Here is a 20,138-nt window from a genome sequence, read left to right as displayed (position 1 = left end):
TTCTACTCCTGCACCCTGTGCCAGAGCTTTGCGCCCACCCACGTGTGCGTGATCGCCCCCGAGCGGGTCGGCCTGTGCGGCGCAGTGAGCTGGCTCGACGCCAAAGCGGCCTACGAAATCAACCCGCACGGCGCCAACCAGCCCATCCCGAAGGAAGGCGTCATCGACGAAGTCAAGGGCCAGTGGCAGTCCTTCAACGAGTTCTGTTTCAACAACTCGCAGCGCAACATCGAGGCCGTCAACTTCTACACCATCATGGAATACCCGATGACCTCCTGCGGCTGCTTCGAGTGCATCCTGGCCATGGTGCCCGAGTGCAACGGCTTCATGGTGGTCAACCGCGAACACGGCGGCATGACCCCGTCCGGGATGACTTTCAGCACGCTGGCCGGCACCATCGGCGGCGGTGCCCAGATGCCCGGCTTCATGGGCATCGGTAAATCCTACTTGGCTTCGCCCAAATTTGTGCCCGCCGACGGCGGATTGGGCCGGCTGGTTTGGATGCCCAAGGCCCTGAAGGAAGAGCTGCGCCCCGCCCTGGAGGAGGCGGCCGAGAATGCCGGCCTGGGCAAGGAGTTTGTAGATAAGATCGCCGACGAAACCGTGGGCACCAGCGGCGAGGAAATCATGTCCTTCCTCGAGGAGAAGGGACACCCGGCGCTGACCATGGATCCGTTGATGTAATACTATAGTAATTTCAGGTTTATATAGATTTTAATCTTGGCATACTTTAGCCTCCCCTGATCGATTACTCCCCTCTACGATCAGGGCTTTTTTTCAGGGACGGTTCCATTCGCAGTGTAATAAAAGCCGGCGGCAGCGGGGAAACTACGATTGAGGTGATATTATGAATTACCTGACCACTTCACTCTGGTTTGTCGCCGCTTCAACACTGCAAGCTGCCACTGTGTGGGTGGCCCTGCGTTACGGGTTGACCGTATTCAACCCGGGCTTTACACTTTCCAGGCTGCTCGTACACTTAGTATTCGGGCAGGTGGCCGGCTACCTGTTGTTCAACTTTTTCAATGGCCGGGCCAGAATACCTGGTATAAGCTACGGGATAATTTACGGGTTGTTTCTATGGGTTATTGTGGCCTTGATGATAGCGCCGGCTTTAAATCTAATAACATCCCCTTTAAAGGTGGGTGCTAATGCTACCCTGACCACCCTGGCTGCGTTTCTGGTTTACGGTATTGTTGCCGGCTACGCGTGTGAACAAGCAGTTAAAGACAGCCGTGCGGAAGAAACCCGGTAACGGCCGATGGTTACCGGGTTTAAACAAGTACTGTACTGAAAAGTCAGAAAAAAAATCCAGTTATGTTAATTGACATTGTTTCAATATGGTTTTAAACTATTGTTAACTAATCTTTTAACGAGGGGGAGAAAAAGTGAGTGTAATTTCAGCAGACAAGCTGGATTCCAACTTTTTTAACGAAGTAGTATCCAAAGCTTGCACCACCAGCAATCGAGAGGATTTTTACAATTGCCTGGCCTGCGGTATGTGCAGCGCGGGATGCCCTTATAACGGGGTTCACGAAAATGCCGACCCCAGAAAATTTATCCGCATGCTGACTTTAGGTATGCGGGAGGAAGTTTTAAACTCTGACTTTATCTGGGCCTGCACCCAGTGCGGGCGCTGCACCATGGAATGCCCCATGGGAGTGGAAGTGTTAACTTTGGTGCGCACCGTCCGGGGCAATTTTGGTCTGAAAGCGCCGGGATTTTTACAGGACGTTGTAGATGCGCAAATTAAAACCGGTAACCAGATGGAAGTTTCCACCGAAGATTACCTGGATACCCTGGAGTGGATGGAGGAAGAGCTGCAGGAAGAAGTGGGCGACCCCAACGCCAAAATCCCCATTGACAAAGAAGGCGCAGACTTTCTGTTTCTGTGGGACCCCCGGGAAATCAAATATTACCCCAACGATGTCCAGAGTATTGCCAAAATTATGTGGTATGTGGGTGCCAACTGGACTTGCAGCAGCAAATGGTGGGATGCCACGCATTATGCATTGTTCAACGGTAACGATGAAGAAGCTCGCATCCTCACCCAAAGATACGCCGACGAAGTAAAACGGTTAAAAGTCAAGGAACTGGTGGTTACCGAATGCGGCCATGCCACCCACGCCAACAAATGGGGCCCCAAAGTTTGGCTCGAAAAAGATAATACATACCCCGTTAAAAGTATTATCGAAAAATACGTTGAGTGGTTTGAAGCCGGTTTACTAAAAGTGGACCCCTCTGTTAACACCGAACCAATCACCCTGCACGACCCGTGCAATACCGTCCGCAAACAGGGTCTGGGCGATGCCATACGCTATGTATTGAAAAGAACTGTATCTGACTTTCGGGAAATGCACCCTCACGGCGTTTCTAATTACTGCTGCGGCGGCGGTGGGGGACTTTTGGCCATGGGTAAAGAGATATACCCCTACCGGATGGCCAAAGGCAAGCTGAAAGCGGATCAGATCAAGGAAACCGGATGCAAACTGGTTGCCTGTCCCTGTCATAACTGTTTTGACCAGTTGACTGATATCATTAAGTATTACGAACTGGAAGGATGCCGGGTGATCCACCTGCACCACCTTATCAGTCACGCTTTAATCATGGATGAAAAGCCATGATCATCTCCCTTTTTAAGGCATAAGGCATTTCAGCATTGAAACCCATGATTATCAATACAAAAATTTATTTTCCTACAGGATTTTAACCATGTCTTATAGAAGGTTTTAAAAATGTTAAAATGTTAAAAACGGGAGAGTGATATCATGGCTAACATTATGATCGTTACCTGTGCCAAAATCAGGGACATTCATTGCATGGCCTGCCTGAAATGTTTCAAGGCCGCCGACCTAAAAGAGGGCGAATTTGCCAACTACGACGAGGTTAAAATTGTGGCTATGAGCTCTTGCGGCGACTGCCCGGGCCTGGTAATGCCCAAGGTCGGCCTGGTTATGGAAATGGCCGACTACCTGGAACGCGACGTCGATGCTATTCACCTGGGTACCTGTATGGTCAAGGCCAACAAAACAGCCGCATGCCCCATTGAATTTGACAAGATTAAGGAGATGCTCTCCAGCAAGTACGGCGTCCCCGTGGTCATCGGTACGCATAATTATTAATTTAAAAACCCCAAAGGGGACTGGCAAAAAGGGGACTGGCTCTTTTTTCGCTGTTTGAAAAAAGTGCCTGTCCCCTTTTTTGCCTTATACGGAGCCAGTCCCCTTTGGGGTTCTTTGTTTTTAATTTAAATTTTGCACCACACCGATTGCGTAATCAATATCCTGCCGGGAAACGTCGCGGTGGGTGACAAACCGCACCAGGTTCGGGCCGAAGGTGCCGGCCAGCACGCCCCGGTGTTTGAGGGCGGCGACGTAGTCCCCGGCAGTCATACCGGTCCCCGTCACATCGGCCACCACAATGTTGGTTTGCACCCTGTTTAGGTCCACTTTGATGCCGGACACTTCGGCCAGGCACTCCGCAAGTAGGCGGGCGTGCCCGTGATCCTCGGCCAGCCTGTCCACTGATTGCAGGGCAACCAGCCCGGCGGCGGCCAGGATGCCGGCTTGGCGCATGCCGCCTCCCAGGGCTTTGCGGTACTTGCGGGCCCTTTCAATAAACTCCCGGTTGCCGGCCAGCATGGAGCCCACCGGTGCCCCCAGTCCCTTGGAAAGGCAGAACATAATGGAATCACAATATTGCGTAAAGGCACGCACATCGGAACCCAGGGCCGCGGCGGCGTTAAATATGCGGGCTCCGTCCACATGCACCGCCACCCCCCGCCCTTTGGCCAGGCGGTACAATTCCCCCATTGTTTCCGGGCGCATCACCGTGCCGCTCCGGCGGTTATGGGTGTTTTCCAGGCATAAAAGGGTGGTTTTGGGGTAATGAATATTTTCGTCACGAATGGCGGCGCCGGCCAGCGCCAGGGCATCCCGGCCATGCAGCCCCGCCATCGGGCGCAATTGCACCGACGACAGCATGGCCGCCGCTCCCACTTCGTAGTAAAAAATATGCGATTCGTCGTCCACTATTACCTCATTACCCCTGGCGGTGTGTGTCAAAATGGCCACCTGGTTGCCCATGGTACCCGAGGTCACGAAAAGGGCCGCCTCCTTACCGACCATATCCGCGGCTGTTTCCTCCAGACGCCTTACCGTGGGGTCTTCCCCCAGCACATCATCCCCCACCTCGGCCCGGTACATGGCCTCGCGCATTTCCTGGGTCGGCCTGGTCACCGTATCACTGCGCAAATCCACTATTTTCATGTTTATCCTCCAAAGCTGCGTTTACTTTTAGTTTTATTTATAAAATTATATAAAACAACTATTTATCCCTCCCCGGGCCGGGTAAAAAAGCCAATGACTTTATTTTCAGGCAAATATTTAGCTAAATAAACAAATAAATTTCTGCAAAAAATTGAAAGGGATAACGCTTTAAGTGTAAAATATATATAATAAAAATATTACCCGGGGGAGGGGAAACTATGGATCCGCATGCAGTCCATGCAGAGCATATCCAGGAAGACTTTAAAATGGATTATTCCGAGTGGAATTATAAAAATATTATCCCGCTGCTGATTTTCAGCGGCTTCATTATCGGCGCCATTTCCATATTTGTATAAGGCATGTTGATAAGACCGCCAGGACGGTCTTATTTTCTTGGGTTGGAATAAAATATATCTCAGCGAGGACTGCAATGACCATTTCCGAATTACACGTTATATTGATTATGGTCACCGGGGTCGTGGCCGTTTATATGCTATCATCACTCATTGTATTTATAGTCAGCGGTAAAGTGCACTGGGTGCCGGGCCTCACCCTGGCCGTGGGCAACGGTATCGGGGCTTATCTGGGCAGCAATTTTGCCGTTGCCCGGGGCGACAAATGGATCAGGGTGATTTTAGTAATCACCGTGCTGGTTATGGCCGCCAAATTGCTGGGATTTACTCCTTTTTAAAATCAAGGACAAAGATTATCTTTTTTAATAAAAAACATTACATAAACTACTAATTGAAAAGGCTAATAATTTTCGTCTTTAAAATGATATCGGGGGTAATACCCCCGTTTTGTCTTAATATTTACCTATCCTCGATTATTGACCTAATGATATGCTGCGAAGCCCACTCCCCGCCGGATATGTAAGTAAGGGGCGCCGTTTTGGGAAAAATCTTTTTGTTGATGGCCGAAATACTCCACCCCCTGCGGTGCAGTTCCAACACCTCGCCCGACATATTTTCCAGGTGCGCCAGTTTCCGGGCCAGCATTTCTTTACCGTTTTTCACCACCCCCGCATGCCCGCAGTATACGGTTTGGAAATCATAGCGCAAAAGGAGACGTAAAGAACCCATAATTTGCGGGACATTCTCCGGCCGCATGGTTATTTTGGTTTTGGGGGTAACAAATAAATCCCCGGTAAAAACCGCCCCTTTTTCCCGGTCATACAGCGCGATATGGTCGAAAGAATGACCGGGAGCCTCTATAACCGACAAATTTTTGTTTTCCGTTTCCAGGTCGCCATTCAGCGGCCGGGGCGAAAATCTATCCCGCCCGCCCCAGAAAAAACGACGGTATAGCGGCAGCTCGGCTCTTCTCCGGCAAACCGGCACGGAAGAAGGGTGTATATAGACCGGAATACCCTGCAGGGCCAGCCAGGGGGCATTGCCGCTGTGGTCCTCGTGAAAATGAGTCAACACCGCCAGTTTTATCGACTGGGACCGGAAAAACTGTATATATTCCCGGGCAAACCTGCTGGGACCTGTGTCAATCAGCAGCCCGTCGTCTATAAATATAAAGGTATCCAAACGGGAGCCGAGTAATTTAACTGTGCAGCCGGCGCAAACCACACCGTTATACTTTTCTACTCGTAAACCTCGCAATAATAACACCTGCCAGAAAATAATAGAACATTTATTTAATTCGTGCAATTACCCCCAAAAACCTTTACCTGTTTCCATAAACTCACAGAATCAAAGGCCTAAAAAAAGAGGCTGTTTAAGCCCCTTTTACTTCATTGCTATGCTCCGTCCCCTTCATACGCCGGACTGCGTCAATATGCCGGCAAATAAAATTTGGATTGACCCGCGACCGGAACCTGAATGTGCAGCACTCACAGGTATGTTCACTGGCCCTTAATTCCCAGCGGCAGTCATAATCGGTGACCAGCGCTTCATTTTCGTTGATGAAATATACCACCAGATCATCCACAAAATACGGCTCACCTATTTTAAATGTCATAGACACACCATCCTTATAAAAGTTTGATATAAATACTGCCAGTATACACTATTCAACAACAGTTTTGTTGTGTCCTTTAAAATAAAGTATATTTTAAATTGTCGTTTTCGATCAATACTTTCATGTACTTTCCGGCGTTTAAATATGATAAATTAAAGTTAACACGGCATCAAGGGGGAGATTGCATGAACAAATCACCCGAACTCTTGAATCCGGCCCAGATTTGTGAAACTCTGGGCATAACACCGAATGGCGTAAACCGGCTTACCAGGGAAGGTTACCTGGAGGTAAAACAAAAAGTTAACTTTAAAAACGGGGTGATGCACCTGTTTCACAAAGAACAGGTACAGGCGTTGGCTCCGTCACTGCCCCGGATCAAGCAAGCCTGGGAGCGGTACGACAATTACTGCCACGGCGCCAGCAGGCTGGCCCGGGCCAGGATGTACAGGCAAAAATCTTATCAGGATAAAGTGAAACGCAAGGAACAATTTTTTAATAACCTGGCACTTTTGCCGGAAGACCAGGAAAAAATGCTTAAAGCTGCTTACTACCTTTTTCACCTGAACCACTACGCCAAGGCGGGCAGCACCTACCTTTACGACCTCAAGGAACTGGTGCTGCATACTTTGGTGCAGAACTATTACGGCAATGATGACTTGTTACAAGTAAGCTTTATCGAAGGGCATAACAAGATAAACCTGTGCCCGGATTGCAAATCCCGGGCGCAAAAACAGCGTTTAAGCTACCTGGAATACCTGGACAGAACCGGCGGCTGCCCCAAATGCACCAGAGAATATAAATACTACAGCCTGTATGAATTTATTGTAAGCTGCGAAGATTACCGGTTTTGTTTTCACACCCCTTACCACACTGCCCAAAAATGGTTTGATAAAAGCCACCTGCCCCGCAAAAAACACACCCCCCTGCGGGAAGGGGCTTATGCTTTCGGCAGGGCCATTTATGATTCCGAAGCCCGGGCCGTGGAATTGATGGAAGTAATCAAAGAGCTGCAACACTTTCTGGCAACATTTAATGTTAAGCCTTTGATTGATACCTACTAATGCAGCAGCGCTATAAATAACATGCTGAACCCCGGCACAAAACCGGTGCTGTTCCACACCGCCCGGCTGCGGGACGGTTTTGTTTGAGCGGATATTTCGGGTCTTTACCGGCCCAAAACACTCGTGGTATAGAGGATTACCCCGGTTGCAGGCAATACTGTCTGCCAGCCACCATGGCCTGCCCCAGGCAAATACCGCCGTCGCCGGTGGGAATTTGCCTGTGGCGGTAAACCCGAAATCCTTTTTCAACAAGTATATTGCTTACAGCCTCCAACATGTACCGGTTATACCAGCAACCACCGCTCAAAACCACTTGATCCAGCCCGCTCCCGGCACCGGCCTCATCCACCGCTTTAACCACCATTGCGGCCACGGTATCGTGAAAACGCCCGGCTATTTTTTCCGCATTAATTTTATTGTCAAGATCGCTTACTATGGCCTTGATTACCAAACCAACCTCAATAACACCATTCCGCAGATTAAAGGGATACGGCTCAAGGGTCCCCCGAAAACGCGCCGGTGCCATTTCGCCCAGTTCAATGGCCGCCTGCCCGTCGTATGTATTAACCAGGCATACGCCCAGCAAGGCCGCCACGGCATCAAAAAACCTCCCGCAGCTCGAGGCCGGGGGCGCATTAATCCCTTTTTGCATTATTTTTTGGATGATCGAAATTTCCTTTTGTTTATCCGGAAATATCTTTTTCGCTATCGCCAGGCCTTCTTCACCCAAGGCTTTGACCAGGTAGGCGACTGCAGTAACCCACGGGTTGCGCACGGCCCGCTCCCCGCCGGGCAAAGGCACGTATTCCAGGTGCCATTCCCTGGTAAACCCCAGGTAATCTCCCAGTAAAATCTCAAAACCCCAAATATTGCCGTCCGATCCATACCCCGTGCCATCCAAAACGGCACCGATAACCCGCTCTTCCAGCCCGTTCTCGGCCATGCAAGCGGCCATATGCGCATGGTGGTGCTGCACCCCGACATGCCGCCCGGCGATCAGGGAACGCGCCAGTTTGGCGCTGTGGTACCCCGGGTGCAGGTCATAACCCACCACCACGGGTTCCATACGCAACAGGCGGCGGAAATTTTCCACGCACTCCCTGTAGTTATCGGCCCCTTCCAGGGTGTCAACTTCCCCCACGTGCTGGCTCAGATAAGCCCGGCCGGCTTTTACAAGACAAAAGGTGTTTTTCATATCCCCGCCGGCTCCGAAGCAAACCATTTCACCCGCAGCCCCGTTAACGCCCGGCAACGCAATGGATTGCGGCACGTAACCCCGGGACCGCCGTATAAACTGGGTGCCACCGCCGGCTGCCCGGACCACCGAATCATCGCACCGGTGCAAAATATCCCGGTTATGCAGCAGGAAATAATCCGCCACCTCCCCCAGCTGTTGCAGCGCTTCCCGGTTATCCCTGGCCAGCGGCAACCCGCTGCGGTTCCCGCTGGTCATCACCAGCACCCCGGGGCCCTTTTCCTGCAGCAAAATATGCAGGGGGGTGTACGGCAGCATCACCCCGATGCTGTTTATGCCCGGGGCCAGTTCCCGCGGCAGAGTGGAAGACGGCTTACGTTCCAGAACCACTATGGGGGCCGCGGAAGAGCGCAGCAGCGCCTCTTCCGCGGGCGAAACCCGGCAATGCCGCCGCACCATTGCGATGTCCCGGCACATTACCGCCAGCGGCCGGGCCGGACGCCCCTTACGGCGGCGTAAATTCATGACAGCAACCGGATCTTCCCCGTTGCAGGCCAGGTGAAAGCCGCCCAGCCCTTTGACGGCTATAATCTTCCCCCCGGCCAGCAACCGCCGGGCCTGTGCAACCCAGTCCCCCGGCACGGCCTTGCCGCACCGGTCCACCAGGGACACCCGGGGGCCGCATTCGGGGCAGGCCACGGGTTGGGCGTGAAAACGGCGATCGACGGGGTCTTTATATTCAGCTGAGCAGCGCTCACACATGGCGAAACCGGCCATGGCAGTGCGGGCACGGTCGTAGGGCAGGCTTTGGATAATGGTAAACCGGGGCCCGCAGCAAGTGCAGTTGGTAAAGGGATACCAGTAATGCCGGTCCGCGGGGTCCATAATTTCCCGGCGGCAATCCGGGCAGGCGGCTGTGTCCGGGGGCACCACCGATTCCCCCGTGGTTTCGCCCCGGGTGGGTACGATGGTAAAGTCACGGTAACCCCGCAGCGGCTGGACATAAACTTCACATGCATTTATAGCAGCCAAGCAGGGCAGGTTCTCTTGCACCGCCGCAATAAAGCGCCTGACAATTTCCCCGGGCCCTTCCACCTCTACCAGCACCCCGCGCCCCGAGTTACGCACCGTCCCGGCCAGCCCCATGGACCGGGCCAGCTTGTATACATGCGGCCTGAAACCAACTCCCTGGACAGTGCCCGTTATTACGATCCGTTTGCTCACCGTTTCACCCACCTCAAACACCTCCCTCGGGTCAGACCCGTACTAACTGTAATAACTGCCTTTTCGCTATATGCGGATACTATACAGCCTAACAAATCCGGGGTAACGGGTTACCTGCCAGATAATCAATAATCCTGGTGCCGCCCAGGGCAGTTTCCATGTATACGTTCCCCTTGCCCGCACGCACTTCTCCGATTACCCGGGCATCACGGCCAAAAGGATGCCGCTGCAAAATTTCCACTACCAGGGCAGCTTCTGTGGGGTCAACTATAGCCAAAAATTTTCCTTCGTTGGCCAGGTAAAGCGGGTCCAGGCCCAGCATTTCCGCCCCTCCACGCGCCGCCGCATCCACCGGCAGCAGCGCTTCTTGCAAGTATATATCAATCCCGCCGGCTTCGGCTATTTCCTTTGCAGCGGTGGCCAGCCCGCCCCTGGTCAAATCGCGCATTATCTTTATGCCGGAACATTTATCCAGCAACTGCCTTATAATACCATTTAGGGGGGCACAGTCGCTTTGCAGGCCCCCTTCCAGCCCCAGGTTCTCCCGGGCGGATAATATGGTCAACCCGTGATTGCCCAGGCTGCCGTTGACCAGCACCGCATCCCCCGGTCGCAGGCGGTGGCAGCCCAGGCCAAGGTTGTCGGGAATCATACCCACACCCGCCGTGCTGATAAATATTTTATCCACATGCCCCCGGGGCACCACCTTGGTATCACCGGCCACCACGGTTACTCCGGCCTCGGCGCAGGCCGCAGCCATGGACGCCGCTATTTTTTCCAAGGCAGCCAGGGCAAACCCTTCTTCAATGATAAAAGAAGCGGTAATATGCCGCGGCCTGGCGCCGCTCACCGCCAGATCGTTAACCGTGCCGCAAACCGCCAGCTTACCGATATCCCCGCCCGGGAAAAAAACAGGGTCCACCACAAAAGCGTCAGCGGTAAATGCCATACGACCTGTTTGCGCCGGCAGTACAGCGGCGTCGGCAAGGGGGCGCAGCAAGGGATTGTCAAAGTGCCGCAAAAAAATATTATTTACCAATTCCCGGGTTAAAAGGCCCCCGTCACCGTGGGCCAGCAAAATAATCTCTTCTTTATCCTTGTTCATCAAAAATCACCTCAAAACACAGTAACCAACTTTCAACAAACGGTGCCTGGCACCATTTTCAACAGGTGGCGCCGTAGTGGTAGTAAGCGGCGCAGGCCCCCTCGGAAGAAACCATGCACGGACCCACGGGGCCGGCCGGAGTGCACCGGCGACCGAACATGGCGCAATCCGCCGGGGTTATGATTCCCCGCAGCAAGTCCCCGCACCGGCAGCCGGCCGGGTCGGCCACCGCCGGGACCTTCAGCGCAAACTTGCGCCCGGCGTCGAACCGGGCGAATGTATCACTCAAAAACAGCCCGCTGCCGGGAATCAAGCCGAACCCCCGCCAGTAGGCATCGCCGGGATAGAAATATTTTTCCATGACCTGTTGGGCTTCCGGGTTCCCCTCATCCCTGACCACCCAGCGATAGGCGTTATAAGTGCGTGCATTTTGGGCCAATACCTGTTCCAGCAACATATGTATAGCATCCAAAATATCCACCGGGGTAAACCCCGCCACCACCGCCGGAATACCGAATTCTTCGCCGATAAAAGCAAACGCCCGGCTGCCTGTAACGGCACTGACATGCCCCGGCAACAAAAAACCGTCCACCCGGACATCTCCCAGCTCAAGTAAAGCGCGCAGCACCGGAGGCACTGATTTATGTACCGAATACACACTGAAATTCCCGAGGCCCAATTCAGCCGCATGACTAATACTGAGCGCCGCCAGGGGTGCCGTGGTTTCAAACCCCACCCCCAGGAAAACCACCTCCCGGTCCGGGTTTTGCCGGGCCAGTTCCACAGCGTCGGCGGGTGAATAAATAATACTTACCCCGGCGCCCCGGGCCCGCTCCCTTTCCAGGGAAGATTGCCCGCCGGGCACCCTGACCATATCGCCAAAGGTGGCCACAGTCACACCCGGAATCCGCGCCAGGGCAATCATGTACTCAATATCCCGGGCGGCGGTGACGCACACCGGACACCCCGGACCGCTGCGCAGTTCCAGTAAGCCCGCCAGCACTCCACGCAGCCCCGTGCGTGAAACCGCCATGGTGTGCGTACCGCAAACCTCCATCAACAATACGGGCCGCCCCAGCCGCTCGGCGGCGCGGGCCGCCAGTTCCCGCACCCGCCCCACCATTTTCCGGCCCAGTGCCGGGTCATGAAGTTTGTTCAGCACGTTCAAAAGCCAAAAGCTCCTCCCATATTTTTATTCTGGCTTCAGCTTCAGCCAGGTCCAGTTTCTCCACGGCAAAACCGGCGTGCACCATAATGTAATCGCCGGGTCGAACCTCCCCCACCAGGTGCAAACCCACCTTGCGCCTGACCCCTCCGACATCTATGACAGCCCATTGTTTTTCCGGCACTTCCACCACCGGGCACGGTATTCCCAGGCACATCCCTGCTGCCACCTCCCATTCAACAACCGTATACTTCCCCCGCCAGCGCCTTCAACCAGCCACACCATTCCTTCAGGCCCCGGCCGGACTTGGCCGACGTAACAAAAACCGGCAGCCGGCCGTTGATTTCTTTCAGGTCATGCAAGCAGGCCGGCAGATCAAAATCAGTGTATGGCAGCAAATCGGCCTTGGTGATCACCGCCGCCCCGGCTTCCCTGAATACGCCGGGGTATTTGGCGGGCTTGTCGATCCCTTCCGCCACGCTCAAAACCGCCACCTTAGCATGTTCACCCAGGTCAAAGGCCGCCGGGCAAACCAGGTTGCCTACATTTTCTATGAATAAAAGATCCAGTTCAGCCAGCGGCATCTCCGCCAGCGCCCGGGCCACCATATTCGCGGTAAGGTGACACAGGCCCTCTGTATTGATCTGCACGGCAGTCAAGCCGGCCTGCGCCACCCGTTCGGCATCGCGCGCAGTATACAAGTCGCCCACAATAACCCCCATTTTCAAATCGGCGCCCAACAACGCCGCCGTCTTTTCCAGCAGCGTAGTTTTGCCGGATCCCGGGGAACTGATCAGGTTGACCGCGACTACCCGCCCGGCATTAAACCGCGCGCGGTTTTCCCCGGCCTGATTGGCGTTGGCGGTTAACAAATCCTTACCCACGATTACCTTCATGTCATCCTACCCCTTCCCGGCGGCGGGCACTGCATTGTGATGCCCGGTATGCATTTTAATCACCCTCATAGTAGTCCACGTACAACTCCCTGCCGCCCACCGGTTCCGCATTTGAAGCAGAACAATCAGGACACCGGTAGGAGTATTCCCCCGGCTTGAACTCCGTACCACACTCCCGGCACTTGAACAGCAAAGGACTGTCTACGATATCCAGCGCCGCCCCGTGACAGACGGTGCCCTCCGCTAATACCTCGAAAGCAAATGCCAGGGCCTCGGGCAGCGCACCGTAGCTTTCCCCCACCACCAACCTGACCCTGTCCACCCGGGTTATGCCGTTTTCAATCGCGCTTTGCTTTACCATATCCAGAAGCTCCTGGATTAACGACAGCTCATGCATGATAAAACCTCCGCCTCAACCATGTCCGCCGCACGGTCCACCGCCGCCTGCACAGCGGAAGAAAGCCCCGCCGCCCAGCGCCGGGTACGCTCAATTTCCACTCCCACCACCACAACTTCGGCGGGAAACCGGCCGGGCATCACCCCGCGGGCAAAGGACAGTGCTTCCCGCAGGCCGATGCCGTGTGATTGCCCGGCGTTATACCCCACGGGTGGCAGTTCCTTTTCCGCAAATCGCCGCACCGTGCCCGGCGCAGTGCCCCCCAGGAAAGAGTCCACCAGCACCACTTTATCGGCGCCCAGCATCATTTCCACCAGGGAAAGCCCGGGTATGCCCGCTTCGATTATTTCCACGCCGCCGGGCAGGCGTTTTTCCGCCATCAATTTTCTGACCACCGCCGTACCGACGCCGTCATCTCCGGCCAAATCATTGCCCAGGCCGATAACATAAATTTTCTTACTCTCCTTCATTTATTTGCCACCCTCAACTAATTTTATGTGATGTTTTAATTTTTAACCCGGCAAAAATTCCGGATTGGCGGTCCGAATCGAGCCTAAAGCCAGTGCCACAAACAGAACGGGTAAAAGGAGCCTGAAATCAAGCATCCTTTGCTGGTTAAGCTTGCAGGTAATAACAACACGGCACTGGCCGGCCCGAATCAAGGGTGGGTGGCAGCGGGAACTACCAACCTCATCCAGGCAAATTACCTCCCCGACAAAACAGACCCATCTGCACCGTAGACAACCACCTTCAGCGGCATTTCGCCGAAAAGGGCATGGGTGGCGCAGCTGAAACACGGGTCATAGGACCTGAACGCCATCTCCACCATGTTCAAAAGGCCGTGGGTGATTTCCACGCCGGGCTTGATGACCGCCCGGGCCGCCTTTTTGACGGCCATGTAAATGGGCGCGTGGTTGTTGGTGGTGCCCACAATCAAATTAACAGCGGTGACCATCCCGTTGGCGTCAGTTTTATAATGGTGCGTCAGGGTGCCCCGCGGCGCCTCGATAATGCCCACTCCTTCATCCGGAGTCCCGGTGGGGATGACCCGGATATCTGTGCCGGTGATTTGGGGATCTTTGCTTAATTCCAATAAGCGCTCCGCCGCGTAAAGCAGTTCCACCAGCCGGGCCCAATGGGCCGCCAGGATGGCGTGCGCCGGCTTGCCACCCAGCGTATCGTACATTTTTTCATAGGCCTCCTGGGCCAGGGGCGTAGCCATGCCCTCCGCGGCGTTCAGCCTCGCCAGGGGAGCCGCCTGGTAAATACCGGTACCCTTGCCCTCCGAAAATCCCGTCCAACCGTTTTGTTTGAGGTAGGGGAATTTAAGATAACTCCAGGGCTCCACGTGCTCGCTTACGTAGTTCAGGTATTCCGGCGGGCTGTACTTGCCGATTTCCACGCCGTCCGGGTCAACAATTCTGACCTTCCCGTCGTAGAAGTTCACTTTGTTATTGTCGTCCACCAGTCCCATGTAATTGGTCACCAACCGGTAGCCTTCACTGAGGATGAGATCGACATACCCTTTGTTTTTGAGCACCACATCCTCAAATAATTGCAAAGAAAATTCAGCAAACTTAACACAGGACTGTGCCATTTCCTCCACTTTGCGGCGTTCTTCTTCCGTCAGCCCCTTGCTCACGCCGCCCGGGACCACCCAGACCGGGTGCGTGGCCTTACCCGCCAGCAAAGCCTGAATTTCCTGGGCGTAGGCCCGGTGTTTGATTACTTCGCCCCCGATATCCAATCCCACTTTGCTCACCACGCCGAGAATGTTGCGCTCCGCCGGGTCGGCATCGGGCCCCAGAACAAAATCGGGGGCGGCCAGGGCGTAAAAGTGGGCTATGTGACTGTGCACAAAGTGCGCGCTGTAAAACAACTCCCGCAGCTTTTTGGCTGCCGGGGGAATCCGGACATTAAAAACCGCATCGTTGGCCTTACCCGAGGCCAAATGGTGCGCCGCGGGTCAGACGCCACAGATTCGGCTGACAATGCGGGGCAGTTCCTCCACCGGGCGCCCCTCGCAGAACTTCTCGAACCCCCGCAGCTCGGGAATCTGGAAATATACGTTGGCCACAGCCCCGTTCTCATCCAGGAATATTTCAATTTTGCCGTGCCCTTCAAGCCTGGTAACAGGATCAATGGTAATTCGTCTGCTCACTACCTGTTCGCCCCCTTTAACAATGCAGTTGCCATCCCGAAACGGTAAAACGTGCCGGCCGGGTCAACAATTCCCGCCAGTATTTCTTCCACTTCTTCCTGGGTACGCGCGTCGATAATGGCACCGATGCTGCTGATATACTTGGCTCCCTGCTCAATTACACCGGGCAGCGGCCCGTAACAGCCGCGGCAGGGCATGTTGGCGCTTATGCACTGCGCGCCGCACCCGCCTCTGGTCACCGGCCCCAGGCATAGCAGGCCCTGTTCCAGTAAGCACCGGTCAGGGTCCGGGATTATTTCGTGGGTCCGGTAAAAACGCTTGATTTTTTTGTCATGCTTTTCCCGGGGACACTGGTCGCACAGGGACTTTTCCAGCGCTCCCACGGTGGCTCCGCGCGGGGGCAGGTTGCCCGAGACAATGGCCTGCACCACTTCCCAGATGCGCTCTGCTGTGGGCGGGCACCCCGGCATGTAATAATCCACTTCCACCACCTGGTCCAGGCTGTGCACAAAACCAAAGAACTCCGGCAGGTGCAATGTGCCCTCGGGCACTGCGCTTTCCGGAACGGGCTTTACCCCTTCCGGGTTGACGGTGGACGGAGTTTCCTGGTAAACCCGGTTTAAAATATCCTCCCGTTCCTTAAAATTGGCCAGGGCGGGAATGCCGCCGGAAACGGCGCAGCTGCCGAAGGCCACCAGTACCCGGGATTTTTCCCGCAGCATGCGGGCCATATGCTCATTTTCGGAATTGCGCACCGCGCCGTTAAACAGACAAACGTCTATACTTCCAGGCGCCATTTTTTCGACATCGCTGTATTTGTGATCCGTAGCCACCGGCCATAATACAATATCCGCGACGGCGGCAATGTCCAATATTTTTTCATGGACATCCAGCACCGCCACGTCACAGCCGCCGCAGGACGCCGCCCAGTAAACGGCCAACTTCAGTTTAACCAATTTTCGCCCCCCCTTTCGGGAGTTCTTTCCTGTACGGCCCCAGCCGGCGAATTGTTTCGGTAAACTCTTTCACCACGCCGGCGAATACCGTACCCTCGGCCGCGGATATCCACTCCAGCCGCACCCGTTCCCTTTCCACGCCGAATTGTTCCAGCACTTTGAGCAGCAAAGGAAAACGCTTAAAGGTATTGTAATTGCCGTCCGTATAATGGCAGTCGCCGGGGTGACAGCCGGCAATCAACACCCCGTCCGCCCCTTCCCGGAAGGCTTTGAAAACAAAGGTCGGGTCAACCCGGCCGGAACACATCACCCGCACCACCCGCAAATTGGGCGGGTACTGCAACCTGCTTACCCCGGCCAGGTCGGCGCCGGCATAACTGCACCAGTTACATAAAAAACCGATGATTGTCGGTTCAAAGTTTTCCATCACCGAGCCTCCTTTCATGTTCATTGCAGCGCCCGCAATTGATCAAGTACAAAGCGCCTCAATTTCCGCCAGGATTATCTCATCACTGAAATTGCCGGTGGAACATGCCCTGGTGGGACAGGCCGACGCGCAGACGCCGCAGCCCTTGCAGAGGACCCGGTTTATTTCGGCCGCCCGCAGCTGCTCATTAAAGGATATGGCCCCGTAAGGACAGAGCCCCACGCATATCCGGCACCCCGAACATTTTTCCTGATCAATGGCCGATACCACCCCGCCGGCCACCAGGCTTTGGCTGGAAAGCACTGTCATGGCCCTGGCCGCCGCCGCTTTGCCCTGGGCGATACTTTCGTCAATTAACTTGGGAGCGTGGGCCAAGCCGCACATGAATACGCCGTCGGTGGTGAAGTCCACGGGGCGGAGTTTGACGTGCGCCTCCAGGAAGAACCCCTCGTCGTTGCGGGGCACCTTAAACAGCTTGGCGATATCGGCGCCGTCTTCGGGAGCCAGAATGGCCGCTGCCAGGGCGACAATATCCGCATTTATCACCAGGGGGCGACCCAGAATATGGTCTTTTACCGTAACCTGCAACAATGTTCTGTCACCTTCCGCAACCCGCTTGACTTCCGGCCTTTCATCCTGCGTGTATTTAATGAACACGACCCCCAGTTGACGCGCCTTCAGATACAGGCCTTCAAAGAAACCAAAGGTGCGCATATCCCTGTAGATGACGAACACGTTCAGCGCGGGATTCATTTCCTTGAGCTTGATGGCGTTCTTGACGCTTTCCGAGCAACACACCCTGCTGCAATATGGCCGTTCGGGCTCGCGGGAGCCCACGCACTGAATCATCACCACGTTGCGGGCCTCTTTTACCGGCGCATGGTCAGAGGCGATGGCCTCCTCCAGCTCCAGGCAGGTCATCACCCGGGGGTCCTGCCCGTAAAGATATTCCACCGGCTTGTACTCCCGGCCGCCTATGGCGATAACGGCCACGCCGTGATTTATTTCATACAGCCCCATTTTGGAAGCAACCGTGGTCACATAATTACCCACGTAGCCGCGGACATCCGCAATGCGCGCCCCCCGGTATACCTGGATCAGCGGTTCGCTGTAGACTTCTTTGATCAGTGTTTTCAAGTAATCCCTGACATTGCGCCGGTCCATGGTATAGTGTATGCGCCTGGTGAGGCCGCCCAGTTCGGTATCCTTTTCCAGCAGGTGCACCTTGATACCCTGCTGCGCCAGGTTCAGAGCGCAATTCATACCGGCCACGCCGCCGCCCACCACCAGTGCAGATCGATTGACGCCCAGTTCCATTTCGTACAGGGGTTCCTGCAGCGCCACCCGCAGAATCGCCCTTTTAACCAGGCTCTTCGCCTTTTCGGTGGCCAGCGCACCCTCGGCGGCATGCACCCAGGAGCAGTGTTCGCGAATATTGGCCATTTCAAAAAGATAGGGGTTCAGGCCGGCCTCCCGCAGGGTCTGCCGGAACATGGGCTCGTGGGTGCGCGGCGTGCATGAAGCCACCACTATGCGGTTCAAATCTTTCCGGTCAATCAGTTCCTTGATATTTTGCTGGTTATCCTGTGAACAGGCGAAAAGGCATTCCTCGGCATGCACCACCCCCGGCAGTTTACCGGTATAATCAACCACCGCCGGAACATCCACCACCGAACCGATGTTGATACCGCAGCGGCACACAAAAACCCCTATGCGGGGCTCCTTGCCGGCCACATCCCGCTCGGGTGTCCTTTCCTGTCTTTGAACCATTGTATTCCTGGCCTCGTTAAGCAATGCCGCCGCGCTCCCGGCCGCGGCGCTGGCCTGGACCACGGAGCGGGGTATGCTCATGGGCCCCTGGAAAGTCCCGCAGGCGTATATCCCTTCCCGGGAAGTAACCACGGGGTTGAAATTGGGATACTGGCAAAAACCGTATTTATTCAGTTTGACGCCCAGTTTTCCGGCCAGTTCAGCATTGTGGGTCCCGGGCTTTAAACCCACCGATAAAACAACCAGGTCGAATTCCTCGGTTTGCACCACCCCGTCCGGGGTTGCATACCTGATCACCAGGTTATCGTTTTGGCCTTCGGTTAACTCGAAGATCCGGGAACATACCAGGCGTACGCCGAATTCATACTTGGCCCGTTCCAGGTAACGCTCAAAATCCTTGCCGAAAGTGCGCATATCCATATAAAATATAGTGGTTTCCAACTCGCCGCGGGCATGTTCCAGAGCCACAATGGCTTCCTTCAGGGCATAGGTACAGCATACCGAAGAGCAATAGACATTGCCGCTTTTGGCCACATCCCGCGACCCCACGCACTGTATCCAGGCTATTTTGCGGGGCGGTTGCCCGTCCGACGGCCTTTGCAAGTGTCCCGCCATGGGACCCGAGGCACTCAATACCCGTTCAAATTCCAGGCTGGTTAAAACATTGAGTGATACACCGTAGCGATAATTTTGAAAATCCTTTGGATTAAAAGGCTCCAGGCCCGAGGCCAGAATTAAGGACCCAACGTTTATTTCCCTTACCTCTTCCATCTGGTCGAAATTTATGGCCTCACTATTACAGTGCTTTACGCATAATTTACATACCTCTTTACCCTTTTCTTTACCCCTGGTCAGGTACAAACAATGTTCGGCGTCAATTACGTAAGCCGAAGGCACGGCCTGGGCGTATTTGGTGTAGATGGCCTTGCGCTCGCTCAGTCCCCGGTTGAATTCGTCCGGCACTTTTACCGGGCATTTTTCGGCACACACCCCGCAGCCTACACATTTCTCCACATCCACGTACCGGGGCTTAATGCGCAGTTTAACCGTATAACTTCCGGCCTTCCCCTGCAAATCCTCAACCCCGGCGTTAGTAATCAGTTCAATGTTTCCGTGCCGCCCGCTCTCTACCAGCTTTGGCGAAAGTATACACATAGAACAATCATTGGTGGGAAACGTCTTGTCCAGTTGAGCCATCACCCCGCCTATGGCAGGGGAATATTCCACCAGGTACACATAATAACCGGATTCCGCCAAATCCAGCGCCGCTTGAATGCCGGCCACACCGCCGCCAACAACCATCACCGCCCCAACCTTCCGGTGATCCACAACAGCACCTCCTTTTTAAGCTCCGCCCAAAAGAACAGTTGCAGTTAATTATATATTTTGAAAATTCTCCAAATTATCCCCACACCTCCCTTTTAAATTTTTTTATTTTATACCTATACCGAGTGACAAAAAAAATTAATCTTGCTGCCTACATTCATACATAGACCGGATTTAATGGTAAATTATATCATGACAACTTATTAGTTAATAGTATTT

The 20,138-nt window shown here is 54.4% G+C and carries 20 protein-coding genes and 1 pseudogene; 7 read left to right on the top strand and 14 right to left on the bottom strand.

The annotated features are described in order from the left end of the window. The 4 genes and pseudogenes from BM299_RS15025 to BM299_RS15010 all read left to right on the top strand — a co-directional run. A pseudogene (locus BM299_RS15025) lies at nucleotides 1–684 on the top strand (acetyl-CoA decarbonylase/synthase complex subunit alpha/beta); the annotation flags it as partial. 163 nt (nucleotides 685–847) lie between these two features. Further along, the gene (locus BM299_RS15020; RefSeq protein ID WP_092486148.1) at nucleotides 848–1,255 is read left to right on the top strand and encodes a YqhR family membrane protein; all 408 of its coding nucleotides are present in this window, start codon (nucleotides 848–850) and stop codon (nucleotides 1,253–1,255) included. 133 nt (nucleotides 1,256–1,388) lie between these two features. Then, a complete protein-coding gene (locus BM299_RS15015) occupies nucleotides 1,389–2,624 on the top strand; it encodes a (Fe-S)-binding protein (protein WP_092486145.1) in 1,236 nt (411 codons plus the stop codon). 144 nt (nucleotides 2,625–2,768) lie between these two features. Next, entirely contained in the window at nucleotides 2,769–3,122 is a 354-nt protein-coding gene (locus tag BM299_RS15010) for a CGGC domain-containing protein (RefSeq protein WP_092486142.1), read from the top strand. 120 nt (nucleotides 3,123–3,242) lie between these two features. On the opposite strand, the gene ltaE is transcribed toward BM299_RS15010, so the two are convergent. Then, a complete protein-coding gene (gene ltaE / locus BM299_RS15005) occupies nucleotides 3,243–4,268 on the bottom strand; it encodes a low-specificity L-threonine aldolase (protein WP_165608360.1) in 1,026 nt (341 codons plus the stop codon). 218 nt (nucleotides 4,269–4,486) lie between these two features. Here ltaE and BM299_RS19475 point away from each other — a divergent pair, with 218 nt between their 5' ends. Together BM299_RS19475 and BM299_RS15000 are read left to right on the top strand one after the other, a co-directional pair. Further along, the gene (locus BM299_RS19475) at nucleotides 4,487–4,624 is read left to right on the top strand and encodes a hypothetical protein (RefSeq protein ID WP_165608359.1); all 138 of its coding nucleotides are present in this window, start codon (nucleotides 4,487–4,489) and stop codon (nucleotides 4,622–4,624) included. A gap of 74 nt (nucleotides 4,625–4,698) precedes the next feature. Then, nucleotides 4,699–4,959 carry a TSUP family transporter gene (locus tag BM299_RS15000; RefSeq protein ID WP_092486139.1) on the top strand — a complete coding sequence of 87 codons (261 nt, stop codon included), beginning with the start codon at nucleotides 4,699–4,701 and terminating at the stop codon, nucleotides 4,957–4,959. Nucleotides 4,960–5,080: 121 nt separating this feature from the next. Here the strand turns inward: BM299_RS15000 and BM299_RS14995 are convergent, their stop codons facing one another. Next, nucleotides 5,081–5,878 (bottom strand): MBL fold metallo-hydrolase, encoded by a 798-nt coding sequence (locus BM299_RS14995; protein WP_245779805.1) that lies wholly within the window; start codon nucleotides 5,876–5,878, stop codon nucleotides 5,081–5,083. 115 nt (nucleotides 5,879–5,993) lie between these two features. Continuing rightward, nucleotides 5,994–6,236, bottom strand: a complete 243-nt coding sequence (locus tag BM299_RS14990) for a hypothetical protein (protein ID WP_092486136.1) — start codon at nucleotides 6,234–6,236, stop codon at nucleotides 5,994–5,996. 185 nt (nucleotides 6,237–6,421) lie between these two features. Here BM299_RS14990 and BM299_RS14985 point away from each other — a divergent pair, with 185 nt between their 5' ends. Beyond that, entirely contained in the window at nucleotides 6,422–7,297 is an 876-nt protein-coding gene (locus BM299_RS14985) for a hypothetical protein (protein ID WP_092486134.1), read from the top strand. Nucleotides 7,298–7,433: 136 nt separating this feature from the next. Here the strand turns inward: BM299_RS14985 and hypF are convergent, their stop codons facing one another. From hypF to BM299_RS14930, 11 genes are all read right to left on the bottom strand, one after another. After that, a complete protein-coding gene (hypF, locus tag BM299_RS14980; protein ID WP_092486131.1) occupies nucleotides 7,434–9,728 on the bottom strand; it encodes a carbamoyltransferase HypF in 2,295 nt (764 codons plus the stop codon). Nucleotides 9,729–9,804: 76 nt separating this feature from the next. Then, a complete protein-coding gene (hypE, locus tag BM299_RS14975; RefSeq protein WP_092486128.1) occupies nucleotides 9,805–10,821 on the bottom strand; it encodes a hydrogenase expression/formation protein HypE in 1,017 nt (338 codons plus the stop codon). A 58-nt stretch (nucleotides 10,822–10,879) separates the two neighbouring features. Further along, the gene (hypD, locus tag BM299_RS14970; protein WP_245779807.1) at nucleotides 10,880–11,983 is read right to left on the bottom strand and encodes a hydrogenase formation protein HypD; all 1,104 of its coding nucleotides are present in this window, start codon (nucleotides 11,981–11,983) and stop codon (nucleotides 10,880–10,882) included. Continuing rightward, complete coding sequence (locus BM299_RS14965; RefSeq protein ID WP_092486122.1) at nucleotides 11,964–12,203, bottom strand: HypC/HybG/HupF family hydrogenase formation chaperone; 240 nt, start codon at nucleotides 12,201–12,203, stop codon at nucleotides 11,964–11,966. Before BM299_RS14965 ends, hypD begins: the two co-directional genes overlap by 20 nt. 19 nt (nucleotides 12,204–12,222) lie before the next feature. Beyond that, nucleotides 12,223–12,882, bottom strand: a complete 660-nt coding sequence (gene hypB / locus BM299_RS14960; RefSeq protein ID WP_092486119.1) for a hydrogenase nickel incorporation protein HypB — start codon at nucleotides 12,880–12,882, stop codon at nucleotides 12,223–12,225. Between the two features lie 55 nt (nucleotides 12,883–12,937). Next, nucleotides 12,938–13,279, bottom strand: coding sequence for a hydrogenase maturation nickel metallochaperone HypA (gene hypA / locus BM299_RS14955; RefSeq protein ID WP_092486165.1), 342 nt, complete (start codon nucleotides 13,277–13,279; stop codon nucleotides 12,938–12,940). Further along, a complete protein-coding gene (locus BM299_RS14950; RefSeq protein ID WP_092486116.1) occupies nucleotides 13,261–13,749 on the bottom strand; it encodes a hydrogenase maturation protease in 489 nt (162 codons plus the stop codon). Before BM299_RS14950 ends, hypA begins: the two co-directional genes overlap by 19 nt. A 233-nt stretch (nucleotides 13,750–13,982) precedes the next feature. After that, nucleotides 13,983–15,440: a Ni/Fe hydrogenase subunit alpha gene (locus tag BM299_RS14945; RefSeq protein WP_092486113.1), complete on the bottom strand. Its 1,458-nt coding sequence runs from the start codon at nucleotides 15,438–15,440 to the stop codon at nucleotides 13,983–13,985. Beyond that, the gene (locus tag BM299_RS14940; protein ID WP_092486110.1) at nucleotides 15,440–16,396 is read right to left on the bottom strand and encodes an NADH-quinone oxidoreductase subunit B family protein; all 957 of its coding nucleotides are present in this window, start codon (nucleotides 16,394–16,396) and stop codon (nucleotides 15,440–15,442) included. The genes BM299_RS14945 and BM299_RS14940 overlap by 1 nt, the downstream gene beginning before the upstream one ends. Beyond that, nucleotides 16,389–16,823, bottom strand: coding sequence for a hydrogenase iron-sulfur subunit (locus tag BM299_RS14935; RefSeq protein WP_092486107.1), 435 nt, complete (start codon nucleotides 16,821–16,823; stop codon nucleotides 16,389–16,391). The genes BM299_RS14940 and BM299_RS14935 overlap by 8 nt, the downstream gene beginning before the upstream one ends. Before the next feature lie 42 nt (nucleotides 16,824–16,865). Continuing rightward, on the bottom strand, nucleotides 16,866–19,922 hold the full coding sequence (locus tag BM299_RS14930) for a CoB--CoM heterodisulfide reductase iron-sulfur subunit A family protein (protein WP_092486104.1): 3,057 nt from the start codon (nucleotides 19,920–19,922) through the stop codon (nucleotides 16,866–16,868). Nucleotides 19,923–20,138 lie beyond the last annotated feature (216 nt).

This window comes from Desulfoscipio geothermicus DSM 3669, from assembly GCF_900115975.1.
In the GTDB taxonomy this organism is placed as follows: Bacteria; Bacillota; Desulfotomaculia; order Desulfotomaculales; family Desulfallaceae; genus Desulfoscipio; species Desulfoscipio geothermicus.
This window is presented reverse-complemented; position numbering and strand designations above follow the sequence as displayed.

What these genes read in the sequence shown, in the direction of transcription:
- BM299_RS15020 (WP_092486148.1), top strand. Translation starts at nt 848, where the DNA reads ATGAATTACCTGACCACTTCACTCTGGTTTGTCGCCGCTTCAACACTG.
- BM299_RS15010 (WP_092486142.1), top strand. Translation starts at nt 2,769, where the DNA reads ATGGCTAACATTATGATCGTTACCTGTGCCAAAATCAGGGACATTCAT.
- ltaE (WP_165608360.1), bottom strand. Translation starts at nt 4,268, where the DNA reads ATGAAAATAGTGGATTTGCGCAGTGATACGGTGACCAGGCCGACCCAG.
- BM299_RS19475 (WP_165608359.1), top strand. Translation starts at nt 4,487, where the DNA reads ATGGATCCGCATGCAGTCCATGCAGAGCATATCCAGGAAGACTTTAAA.
- BM299_RS15000 (WP_092486139.1), top strand. Translation starts at nt 4,699, where the DNA reads ATGACCATTTCCGAATTACACGTTATATTGATTATGGTCACCGGGGTC.
- BM299_RS14990 (WP_092486136.1), bottom strand. Translation starts at nt 6,236, where the DNA reads ATGACATTTAAAATAGGTGAGCCGTATTTTGTGGATGATCTGGTGGTA.
- BM299_RS14985 (WP_092486134.1), top strand. Translation starts at nt 6,422, where the DNA reads ATGAACAAATCACCCGAACTCTTGAATCCGGCCCAGATTTGTGAAACT.
- hypE (WP_092486128.1), bottom strand. Translation starts at nt 10,821, where the DNA reads ATGAACAAGGATAAAGAAGAGATTATTTTGCTGGCCCACGGTGACGGG.
- BM299_RS14965 (WP_092486122.1), bottom strand. Translation starts at nt 12,203, where the DNA reads ATGTGCCTGGGAATACCGTGCCCGGTGGTGGAAGTGCCGGAAAAACAA.
- hypB (WP_092486119.1), bottom strand. Translation starts at nt 12,882, where the DNA reads ATGAAGGTAATCGTGGGTAAGGATTTGTTAACCGCCAACGCCAATCAG.
- hypA (WP_092486165.1), bottom strand. Translation starts at nt 13,279, where the DNA reads ATGCATGAGCTGTCGTTAATCCAGGAGCTTCTGGATATGGTAAAGCAA.
- BM299_RS14950 (WP_092486116.1), bottom strand. Translation starts at nt 13,749, where the DNA reads ATGAAGGAGAGTAAGAAAATTTATGTTATCGGCCTGGGCAATGATTTG.
- BM299_RS14935 (WP_092486107.1), bottom strand. Translation starts at nt 16,823, where the DNA reads ATGGAAAACTTTGAACCGACAATCATCGGTTTTTTATGTAACTGGTGC.